The sequence below is a fragment of the Arsenicibacter rosenii genome, assembly GCF_001870735.1.
Taxonomy (GTDB): Bacteria; Bacteroidota; Bacteroidia; order Cytophagales; family Spirosomataceae; genus Arsenicibacter; species Arsenicibacter rosenii.
Genome location: NZ_MORL01000009.1, coordinates 259988 through 271699, shown reverse-complemented (window position 1 = coordinate 271699; position 11712 = coordinate 259988). Strand labels below are relative to the sequence as shown.

At 49.7% G+C, this 11712-nt stretch carries 8 protein-coding genes; 5 read left to right on the top strand and 3 right to left on the bottom strand.

The annotated features are described in order from the left end of the window. Positions 1-76 precede the first annotated feature (76 nt). From BLX24_RS18035 to BLX24_RS31745, 3 genes are all read right to left on the bottom strand, one after another. Positions 77-874, bottom strand: coding sequence for a LytR/AlgR family response regulator transcription factor (locus BLX24_RS18035; protein ID WP_071504571.1), 798 nt, complete (start codon positions 872-874; stop codon positions 77-79). 112 nt (positions 875-986) lie between these two features. After that, positions 987-2348: a sensor histidine kinase gene (locus BLX24_RS18030; RefSeq protein WP_071504570.1), complete on the bottom strand. Its 1362-nt coding sequence runs from the start codon at positions 2346-2348 to the stop codon at positions 987-989. Between the two features lie 103 nt (positions 2349-2451). Continuing rightward, on the bottom strand, positions 2452-3210 hold the full coding sequence (locus BLX24_RS31745; protein ID WP_083422043.1) for a putative outer membrane beta-barrel protein: 759 nt from the start codon (positions 3208-3210) through the stop codon (positions 2452-2454). Between the two features lie 334 nt (positions 3211-3544). Here BLX24_RS31745 and BLX24_RS18020 point away from each other — a divergent pair, with 334 nt between their 5' ends. From BLX24_RS18020 to BLX24_RS18000, 5 genes are all read left to right on the top strand, one after another. After that, positions 3545-4162 carry a TetR/AcrR family transcriptional regulator gene (locus BLX24_RS18020; protein WP_229201838.1) on the top strand — a complete coding sequence of 206 codons (618 nt, stop codon included), beginning with the start codon at positions 3545-3547 and terminating at the stop codon, positions 4160-4162. Beyond that, on the top strand, positions 4152-5519 hold the full coding sequence (locus BLX24_RS18015) for a TolC family protein (protein ID WP_177225863.1): 1368 nt from the start codon (positions 4152-4154) through the stop codon (positions 5517-5519). Before BLX24_RS18020 ends, BLX24_RS18015 begins: the two co-directional genes overlap by 11 nt. Before the next feature lie 30 nt (positions 5520-5549). Beyond that, on the top strand, positions 5550-6680 hold the full coding sequence (locus BLX24_RS18010) for an efflux RND transporter periplasmic adaptor subunit (RefSeq protein ID WP_071504569.1): 1131 nt from the start codon (positions 5550-5552) through the stop codon (positions 6678-6680). A 56-nt stretch (positions 6681-6736) separates the two neighbouring features. Next, a complete protein-coding gene (locus tag BLX24_RS18005; protein WP_071504568.1) occupies positions 6737-10174 on the top strand; it encodes an efflux RND transporter permease subunit in 3438 nt (1145 codons plus the stop codon). 87 nt (positions 10175-10261) lie between these two features. After that, positions 10262-11542, top strand: a complete 1281-nt coding sequence (locus BLX24_RS18000; protein ID WP_071504567.1) for a metallophosphoesterase — start codon at positions 10262-10264, stop codon at positions 11540-11542. Positions 11543-11712: the final 170 nt, after the last annotated feature.

Sequence of the window (11712 nt, the reverse complement as noted above, 5' to 3'; positions counted from 1 at the left end):
TCTTGTCGTTTATACATTACCCAAAAAAAGCCCGTGTATAACAACGGGCCTAGACAGAAATATCTACATTTAAAAGTTACTTCCCCATCCATTTTTTAAAGTCAGTAGCTTTTTCACGGCTAATGACCACTTCTTCGTCGGTTACAGGTTTCAGAATTAATTTCAGCTTATTGTTAAAATAAGGATGAATTTGCTGAACCGATTGAATGTGGGTAATAAACTGCCGGTTAGCCCGGAAAAACTGATCCGGATCCAGCATTTTCTCCAGCTCATCTAACGTATAGTCTACTGCGTACTTCTGATTAGTAGTAGTCCGGAAAAAACTGATGCCTTCTTCTGTATAGAAAAACGCAATATCATTGACTTCAATCGGTATCCATTGCTGACGATGTTTAACAAGAAACCGTCTCCGGAAATCAGTCGGCTGAATTTGCTGACGTAATTGTTGAACCAGTGCATCAATGGCCGCCGCTGAATCTGTATCATTTTTTGTAGAAGGCAGATTCAGGTCTGTACCCTGATGCAATCGCTGGTATTTACTTAAGCTCGCTTCCAGTTCATGACGTTTAATGGGCTTTAACAGATAGTCGATGCTATTTACTTTAAACGCCTTCAACGCATATTCATCATAAGACGTAGTAAAAATAACCGGCGAGCTAACCGTTGTTTGTTCAAAAATTTCGAAGCTCTGACCATCGGCAAGCTCAATGTCCATGAGGATCAAATCGGGAGCTGTGTTACTATCAAGCCATGCGACAGAAGCCCGCACGCTGGCCGCTGTACCGACAATCTGTATATCCGGAGCAACTTCCTGTAACAGCTTACTCAGCTTGCGAACAGCTAACTCTTCATCTTCGATTAAAAAAACATTCATTGCTATTGCCTGGACTTTTGCTCAAATATTTATTAAAAATGGCGCTTCTTCAATATAATTTTTCCTGTACAGTAAAAAAAGGCGGGCGAAGTGGTAAAAAAAACGACTGAATCTACCACGCTTCCTTCGTAGCCGAAAACTCTTTCAGGGTTTCAATAACCGGAAGGATTACCCGGAAGGAGTGAATATCTTCCTCAAAAACAGGAGGCCGGCTACCCAATAGCTTGTACTTCGAGGTAATATTAGATAAGCCGATACCGTTTGATTCGACCCGCAGCGTTTTTCGTTGCAGGGAGTTTTCCACAATAATTTGCCGGTCGTCATCGGTTTTAATCCGGATCACTAATGGTTTATTGGCTAGGATTACATTGTGTTTGACCGCATTTTCGGTCAGGAGCTGCAGCGTTAACGGAGGTAGTAATAGGCCGGCATGGTCGGGCCGGACCTGAATTTCAGTAATTAAGCCTCGCCCATACCGTGTTTTAAGCAGATTCAGGTACGATTGAATAAAATTGAGCTCCAGTTGCAGGGTGGTTAGTTCCAGTACATTACTGCGTAAAAGATAGCGGTAAACAGTGCTGAGTTCATCAACAAAAGTGGTAGCCAGTAAGGGGTCTTCGTCAATGAGCGAGGATAAGGTATTCAGGCTGTTGAACAAAAAATGTGGATTGATCTGGGTTTGCAGAGCCCGTATCTGAACTTCCGTTTTTTCCTGCTTCAATTGCTGAACATTCAGGGCGGCTTCCAGTTGTTCGCGCTGCCGTTGTTCACGTTCCTGTATCAGTTCTTTTTCAACAAGCGCTTTGCGTACTGCCTGCCGGATTTCCTGACTGCGGTGGCGGTAGGTAAGGCCCGTGGAGAAAAAAAGAAGTTCGGCCAGAATGCCGGTCTGCATATAGGCCAGCGGCTTATGCCAGGCCATATCACCCCAGGGCTGTGAAAAAAATAACGTGGCCAGCATGGCCGCAATAGCTCCGATAACCAGCGCCGTACTACCGGTAATAAACAATCTGGCAACAATGTTTTCCCACCGGTAAATGATAGATATGATGTAAAAAGACAGCCCCGCCAGACCACTACGTACGACGGTATGTAAAATGCCATGAAAAGGCTGCTGCCACCAATCCGTCAGAAAGCAAAGCAGGATTTCCAGGACGATATAGGTAATCAGCACCACCTGCGTTGTCCGGAAAATCCGGATTAAACCAGGCCGGGTAATCTGTAAATTCAGGAAGTAGATTGTCAGTTCAAAGTACGCAATATAGGCCGCCATCGGAATGGCAACCTGCACAAACCGGATGACAGGCCATGTGTCAGCTGCATTAAGTAAACAAAAGAACGCAATCCAGGCAAGCATATAAAAAGTGTATAACGCATACACACGCTCCCGATAAAGCCACCACTGAATGAGATTCAGCATCAGCATCGCAATGACCGTTCCCAGAAACAACAGATACCAGGTATCGTAGCTCATTTGTTTAGGACAGAGTTTTCGTAACGACGCAAATATAAGACAGCCATTAGCTGTAAAAGAGATTACAACTAATGGCTTAACCGTCCGGAGATAAGATTAATGGTTAAAATTTGGCGGTGACCCCCAGACGGAGTGCTGTGACACCGTAGCCGACTTCGGCAAAACCACCTACCTTCTCGGTGAAGTAGTAGCGGCCACCGACGTGGATTCCTAAATATAAGCCATTGTTATACGGGTTATAATAGTCGCCATAGCCTGCGTTGTCTTTATAGCTGGCAATCCGGACGCCTAGCGAAATACCGGCATAGGGGTCAAATTTATCGCCTGTCTGCAGGATTTCACCAAGATGATACGAGCCACGGGCGCCGGCATAGATAAAGTTGTAGCTCCACTTATAACCACCATAATTCCGGCCGTAATGAGCATAGTCGACCGAACCGCCGACCGACAGGTTTTCGGCCAGGGCAGTCTCAAACGATACCCCGATCGGAATACCACCACCCCAGTAGGAGGCCAGGCCGATACCACCGTTCAGATACGATGTCCGGTGAGCGGCTTTCGCGAAAACCGGCTGCTTTTTCGCCGGTGTAGTTGCTCCCGGTTTCGGCGCTGCGCTTGTATGGGTCTGAACCGGCTGTTGGGTAGCGGCCGGCGGTGTTGCCGGCTTCGCAGTTGCCGGTGGTGTTGCGGCTTGCCGGGTCTTTTGACCAGCCACATTAGCCGGTTCGGATGTACGCGCTACGGCTGGAGCAGGTTTCGCGGCAGGGGCTGCTTTTTTGGCTGTGGCCTGTCCTTCTGCCTGGATAGCAAAAAGGGCAAAGACCGGAATCATAAAGGCGATGCGTTGTAATGCGTTTTTCATTGTATTGTTGTTTTTGTGTTCGTGTTGTTGCGTTAATAGCGGCGTAATGATGGGACAAAAGTGGGTGTTACCGACCCTGTTTTCAATGCCGTTGTGTTTGAAATGTCATTATTTCGGGATCAACCGGCGAAACCCGATGGCCGGTTGCTTTCGGGAAGCGGAAGTTCGTCGGAGAATTCATGCCGTTCACCCCTCAAAATCTCCACTTTATGAAGTATTTGTTTACCGGTTGCGGCTTCCGGGCTAATTTGCAGCGCTAATGAACAAGACAACAAAAATTTAACGGAAACTATGAACCATAAGAAAGTTTCCATGGTTCCCTTACCAGGAACACATGAAGGAACATACTTCTATAAAGCACAAAATTGTTGACGAGGCCGAACGGTTATTCTGGAAGTACGGCGTAAAATCAGTCACACTTGATGACATCTCCCGGCGTCTGGGCATATCCAAAAAGACGCTTTATCAGCATTTCTCAGATAAGGAAGACCTCGTTTATCAGGTCGTTGTTAATCATTTCAACGCGAAAAAAGAAAATGTTAACTGCCACAAAATAGACGCTCACAACGCCGTCGATGCCATGCTGATGCTATCGGTAATGGTGCGGAAATACGCAGATAGCAACAACCCGAATCTGCTTTTCGATATTGAGCGCCACTATCCCAAAGCCTGGGAAGAATACCGGAAATATAAGGAAGAGTTTGTGTTTGCCTCCATCATAGAAAACCTGGAATGGGGCATACGGGATGGCTTATACCGCGATGATATCAATGTAGAAGTACTGGCACGGCTACGGCTGGAATCAATGCATCTGGCCATGGACGAGGCTGTTTTCCCCCATGACCGCTTTGGCCTGACCGATATACAGATTGAACTCCTGCACCATTTTCTGCGGGGGATGCTGACCGAAAAAGGATTTACTATTTATAACCAATTCAACCATGAATTATAGCACTACTACGATCCGGACGGGACTGATGCTTATGCTGACGTTCTGTAGTATAGAAATCGTGTATGGCCAGAAACAGTACTCACTAAATGAAGCCATTCAGTTTGCGACTGAACGCAACATAAATGTGCAGAATACAAAGCTGGATGCTACCAGTGCCGAGGCACGTATACAGGAAATCCGGTCGGTGGCGTTGCCGCAGGCCAGTATTTCGGGCCAGGCGCTGAAAAACCTTGCGATTCAAACAGTTTTCCTGCCACCGGCCTTTTTTCAGCTGCCTGAATCAGCCGGTCCGCAGGGGGTTCGCTTCGGGGTAAAATACTCTGGCAGTCTGGTGGCAGCGGTCAACCAGCTGATTTTTGATGCCTCGTATAAGGTTGGTCTGAAGGCCGCTGATACGTACCGTGAACTGGCTCAGAAAAACGTTACATCGTCGAAAATCGAAGTAGCCGGTCAGGTGGCTAAGGCCTATTACGGCGTACTGGTCAGCGAAGAGCGCATTAAACTTCTCGACCTGAATATTGGCCGGCTGGATTCGACGTTGCGCGAAACCCGGGAACTGAACCGCCAGGGCTTTGTCGAAAAAATCGACATTGACCGCTTAGAAGTACAGGCCAACAACCTGCGGACAGAACGCCAGAAGGTGGTTAACCTGATCGAGCTGAGCTACGTATTGCTGAAATATCAGATGGGTCTGAGCGTGGATGAACCGATTAAGCTGACCGACAAAATCCAGGAACAGAACCTGGAAGAACTGGAGCGGCTGGCACAATACGAAGCCAAAACGTTTGACTACAACCAGCGGATTGAATATTCAACGCTGCAAACCCAGCTGAAGCTGGCGGCACTGGATATTGAGAATACCCGGAAGCAGTACTACCCGCGTTTGTCGGCCTTTCTGAACTACGGGTATAACAACGGGCGCGACAAGCTGAGTGATATGATCACAAACAAATGGTTTGCCTTGTCGTCGGTCGGGATTAACCTGTCGGCACCGCTTTTTGATGGGTTTGCCAAAAAATACCGGCTGCAACAACAGCGGATTACACTGCAAAAAGCGCAGAACAGCGGCGAGCTGCTGAAAAACTCGATTGATCTGCAGATCCGGCAGGCACAGATCATGTTGCAGAACAACCTGCAAAGTTTGCAGACGCAGAAGCGTAACCTCGATCTGGCACAGGAAATCTTACGGGTGACACGGATCAAATACAAAGAGGGAGTTGGCTCAAACATCGAGGTGCTGAATGCTGAAATCTCCTCCCGTGAAGCGCAAACGAACTATTTTTCTGCATTGCTGGACTTTATGCTGGCTAAGGTTGATGCCGATAAGGCAACCGGAAAACTGTATGCCGGTAATTAATCCCTATTCACTAACGCAAAAACAACCATCATGAAAAAATATTACATCCTCGCCCTGACAATGAGTCTGTTATGGTCTTGTTCTCAGGAAAAGAAAAACGACTTACAAGCAAAGAAAGAAGAGTTAGCTACGCTAAAGCAGCAGCAGGCCGAACTGAATACAAAAGTGCGGACGCTGGAAGCTGAGGTGGCGAAACTGGACCCGAAAAAGGCAGAAGAGGCGAAAGTGAAAGATGTTGTTGTGTCGCCGGTTGTGGCTTCAACGTTCCGTCACTTTATTGAGCTGCAGGGGTCTATCGACGCGAAAAACAACGTACAGGTGAGCCCGCAGGCCGGTGGAACCATAACGGCGGTTTATGTGCAGGAGGGTAGCCAGGTGAAAGCCGGCACCGTCATGGCGAAGGTAGATGACCAGATTCTGCGTCAGTCGATTGAAGAGGTGAAAAATCAGCTGACACTGGCCAATACGGTGTTTGAGAAGCAGGCAAATTTGTGGAAACAGCAGATCGGTACTGAAATCCAGTATTTACAGGCGAAAAACAATAAGGAATCGCTGGAAAAGCGGCTGGCTACGCTGAATACCCAGCTGAGCCAGTCGGTGGTGAAAGCCCCGATTGCCGGTGTGGTTGATAAGGTGTTTGTGAAAGCCGGTGCGATGGGTATGCCCGGAGCACCGATGTTCCAGGTCGTGAATCTGTCGGCGCTGAAAGTAGTAGCAAAGGTAGCCGATACCTACGCGGGCAGCGTTCGGAATGGTGATCAGGTACAGGTGAGCTTCCCTGATGTAAACAAAAATCTGAATACACGCATCAACTTTGTATCGACAACGGTAGATCCGCTGAGCCGGACATTCACCATTGAGGCCCCGCTTCCATCAGATAACAGGCTGAAGCCCAATATGCTGGCCCAGGTGAAGATCAACGATGCGTCGAAAGCCAATGCTGTGGTGATTGATCAGAACCTGATTCAAAGTACAGAACAAGGACAGTTGGTTTACGTGGCCGTCAACGAAGGCGGAAAGAAACTCGCACGCGCCCGGCAGGTCAGGACGGGACAGAGTTATGGCGGGCAGATCGAAGTGCTGGATGGCCTGAAAGCCGGTGATCAGCTGGTAACCAAAGGCTATCAGGAGTTAGTAGACGGACAACCTATAAACTTTTAGTGGAACCGCTCGTCGAGACGGTAGTTTGGTTTCGGTAAGCAACAACCCCTGTCAACATGAAATTTGAACAGTATAAAACGCTCGGTTTCACCAACTGGTGTATCGAAAACAGGACGGCGATTTACATCTTTACGTTCATAATTACACTGGGCGGGTTACTGGTGTATAACAACCTCCCGAAAGAACAGTTTCCGGATATCAAGGTGCCGCAGATCTACATCAATACGATTTATTTCGGAACGGCTCCGGCAGATATCGAAAATACCATTAATAAACCCATCGAGAAACAACTGAAGTCGATCTCAGGCGTAAAACGGATTAAATCCAATGCCTTGCAGGACGTTTCGGTTATTCTGGTGGAATTCAATCCGGATGTGCAGGTATCCGATGCCTTGCAGCGGGTTCGCGACGCGATTGATAAGTCGAAGCGGGACTTACCGCAAAAGCTGGATTCCGGCCCGACAGCGCAGGACGTAAACTTCTCGGAGTTTCCGATCATGAACATCAACATGGCAGGTAATTTTTCGCTGAACCAGTTAAAGGATTATGCCGAAGATTTGCAGGATGCTATTGAGGCCATGCCGGAAATCAGCCGCGTTGATATCGTCGGGGCCCTGAAACGCGAAGTGCAGATCAACGTCGATTTGCCACGCATGCAGTCGTCAGGATTAGCATTTTACGACATTCAGCAGGCGGTACAGGGTGAAAACATCAACGTGTCGGGTGGTGAACTGAACGTCGATGGGGTGCGCCGGACCCTGCGCGTAAAAGGCGAATTCAGTGAGGTAGAAACGCTGCGGAATCTCCAGATCCGGACGGCTACGGGCGCAACCGTACGTCTCGGCGATGTAGCCGACGTACAGGATAGCTTCGAAGAACAACAGGATTTCTCGCGGCTGGACAAGAAAACGGTTGTGTCGCTGAACGTGATCAAACGCTCAGGCGCCAACCTGATTTCGGCGTCGGACAAAATCGAAGAAACAATTGCCAAATATAAAGCAGATCGTTTCCCGCAAGGGCTGGATATTAAAATCACCGCCGATCAGTCGGAACGGACACGGGCGGAGCTGCATGACCTGGTAAACACGGTTGTGCTGGGCTTTATCTTTGTCGTACTCGTTCTGATGTTCTTCATGGGTGTTCGGGATTCGATTTTCGTTGGCTTATCGGTACCCCTGTCGGCCTTTGTGGCGTTCGTGTGTATGCCGGTGGTCGGACCGATTGTCGGCACCGCGTTTACCCTCAATACCATCGTCTTGTTTGCCTTCCTGCTCGGTCTGGGTCTGGTAGTGGATGATGCGATTGTAGTTATCGAAAACTCACACCGTCTGTTCAACCAGCATAAGGACTGGGATATTAAAAATGCGGTGAAGGCGGCGGCCGGTGAGGTATTCGTGCCGGTTATGTCGGGAACGCTGACGACCATTGCGCCGTTCTTCCCGCTGCTGTTCTGGCCGGGCATCGTTGGGGAGTTCATGAAATTCCTGCCGCTGATGCTGATCCTGACCCTGTTTGCGTCGTTGTTTGTGGCCTACGTAATCAACCCGGTATTTGCGGTAACGTTTATGAAGCGTCACGACGAAAACGGGCACGAAGCTGTCGATACGAGCTTCGACAGCCTGAAGCGGCCACTGATTATCATGGCTGTACTGGCTGGCATCGGCTATGTCATCGACCGGGGCATCGGTAACCTGATGATTTTCTTCATCATTCTGTACGTGTTTAACCACTACGTGCTGACACCGAAGATCATTGTGCCGTTCCAGGAAGGCTTACTGCCTCGCCTGAAAAACGGCTACCGGAAACTGATTTCGTGGATTCTGCACGGCTGGCGTCCGGTATGGGCCGTCGTGAGCATGTTCATCCTCCTGATCGGCACGTTTATGCTGATGGGTGTTGTACAGCCTAAAGTGATTTTCTTCCCGAGCGGTGATCCGGATTATGTGTACGTCTATAACGTGATGCCGATCGGTACAGATGCCCGCGTGACAGACTCGGTAACCAAGGTGATTGAAAAACGCGTGTTTAAGGTGCTGGAAGACGAGAAAGCGATGAACATCGTAAACTCGGTCATCGCCAACGTTGGCAAAAATGCCGGTGATCCGTTTAACCCGGACCGTGCCGCGACCCCGCATAAGTCGAAAGTAACCGTTGCGTTCGTGAAAAGTGAAGATCGTGACGGCCGCTCAACCGAAGAAATTCTGGGTAAAGTACGGGTGGCGATGCAGGGCATTCCGGGTACCGAAATTTCGGTAGAACGTGAAAGCAGCGGCCCGCCAACCGGTAAAGCGATTTCGATTGAGTTATCGGGTGAAGATTTCAATACATTACAGACCCTGGAGAAAACCGTGCGGAAAGGAATCTCGCAGGCCGGTATCGAAGGGATTGACCAGTTGAAATCCGATCTGGTAACCAACAAACCGGAGATTGTCATCAATATCAATAAAGAAAAGGCCCAGCGCGAAGGTATTTCGGCCCAGCAGATTGCCTTTGCCATCCGGACGGCCCTGTTTGGTACCGAGATTTCGAAATTCCGTGATGCCAAAGACGAATACCCGATTATGATCCGTCTGAAGCAGAACGACCGGAGTAAAATCGAACAACTGCTGAGCCTGAACATTGTGTACCGCGACATGAACCTGGGCGGACAGCTGCGTCAGGTGCCGATTTCGTCGGTCGCCGATATTTCGTACTCAACGACGTTCAGCCAGATTAACCGGAAAAATCAGGAACGTCTGGTAACGGTGAGTTCGGATGTGGTGCCCGGCTTCAACGCTAACCAGATCAACCAGCAGATCCAGCAGGTGATCGATCAGATGGAGGTTCCGAACGGTTATACGGTCCGGCTCGGGGGCGAGCAGGAAGACCAGCAGGAGTCGGCCATCTTCCTGATGACGGCGCTGGGCGTTGCGGTGTTGCTGATTTACCTGATTCTGGCCACGCAGTTTAACTCGGTTATTAAGCCGCTGATCATTTTCGTAACCATTCTGCTGTCGTTTATCGGCGTGTTACTGGGCTTCATGATTACCGGTAAAACCTTCTCCGTTATCATGTCGGGGGTAGGGATCATTGCGCTGGCCGGTATTGTGGTGAAGAACGGTATCCTGCTCATTGAGTTTATTGACGAACTGCGGGGCCGTGGTACCCCGCTGCGGGAAGCCATTATCGAAGGCGGTGGTATCCGTCTGACGCCGGTACTGCTCACCGCGTCGGCGGCGGTATTAGGTCTGATTCCGCTGGCATTTGGTCTGACGGTCGACTTTGTTTCGCTCTTCCGTGACTTCAAGCCAAACGTGATGGTGGGCGGGGCCAGTGCGGTGTTCTGGAACATTCTGGCCTGGACCATTATCTACGGTCTGACCTTCTCGACCGTCCTGACGCTGGTAATTGTACCATGTCTGTACTGGATCAACGAGCGGATACGAATGAAGTGGTTCGGCAAAAAAGATCCGGCGCTGGCCATGAAGCGCGAACCGGAGCCCGAAGCGGTTTAACGTACCATAAACACCTATGTAAACGGTTGTTATTGCTTCCGGCTCCGGCTGAACAATAGCAACCGTTTGCTGTTTAAACAAAGAATCATGAACAGAATCGTCTTTTTTCTCCTCATTGCGGCCGTCTTCTTTCTGATGGATCTGTACGTGTTTCAGGCCGTACGGAATCTGAGCCGCAGCCTTTCCGAGACAACGCAGCGGGTGATTACAACGGCCTACTGGAGTCTGACGGGGATTTCGCTGGTGACATACATCATCATGCAGCTGCTGCCGCCCGATGCGCTCGGCCGGTCAACGCGGAGCCTGATCTGGGCGGCCGTGCTGATCCCGTATTTTTCAAAGCTTTTTGCGGTTATTTTTCTGTTCATCGACGATCTGGGCCGGTTCTTCCGGTGGGTGGTGTCGCTGTTTTACCGTCCCGACGTGCGGGAGGCGGCCGATGATGCAACCCGCAGTACCATGCCGGCGACAGATGTGATTCCTCGTTCGGAGTTTCTGATGAAAACGGCGCTTATTGCCAGCGCTGTGCCGCTGGTTGGTTTTTCGTATGGTATCATTTCCGGGGCTCATGACTACCGCATCCGCCGGATCAAGTTAGCGCTGAAAGACCTGCCATCCGGATTCGAAGGCATGAAAATTGCCCAGTTGTCAGACATTCACTCGGGTAGTTTTTTCAATAAAACGGCCGTAAAGGGAGGCGTTGAGATGCTGTTGCGCGAAAAGCCGGATATGGTCTTTTTTACCGGCGATCTGGTGAACAATACGGCTGATGAGGTACAGGATTACATTAATATATTCGACAAGGTCAAAGCCCCGATGGGCGTGTATTCAACACTGGGTAACCACGATTACGGCGATTATGTCGAATGGGGGAGTTTGCAGGCCAAACAGCAGAACCTGAATAACCTTGTGGCCGCACACCGGCAGCTGGGCTGGAATCTGTTGCTGGACGAAAACCGCATCATCGAACAAAACGGTGATAAAATTGCCCTGATTGGTATCCAGAACTGGGGTGCGGGTGCACGATGGCCGAAATACGGTGATCTGGCAAAGGCCTACAAAGGCACCGAAGATTATCCGGTAAAACTCCTGCTGTCGCACGATCCGAGCCACTGGGATGCGCAGGTACGGCCGAAATTCCCCGACATTGACGCCATGTTTGCCGGGCATACACACGGAATGCAGTTTGGTGTCGAAATCGGCGACATCAAATGGAGCCCGTCGCAGTACGTATACAAGCAATGGGCAGGGCTTTACAAGGAAGGCAATCAGCAGCTGTATGTCAACCGTGGTTACGGCTATCTGGGTTATCCCGGCCGCATCGGCATTCTGCCCGAGATCACCATTTTCGAATTGACAAAGGCCTGATAAATTACATTTGCTTATTCTTCCCGTACGGGCGACCCCACGTAGTCGCCCCACAATTTTCAGTCTCCCACGTGGTCGCCCAGGTATTTTCAATCTCCCAACATGGCCTCCCTTTTCGCCGGCTGGCAATGGCTTTTGAACAATTAATTACCTAAATTAGTTGTACGTAC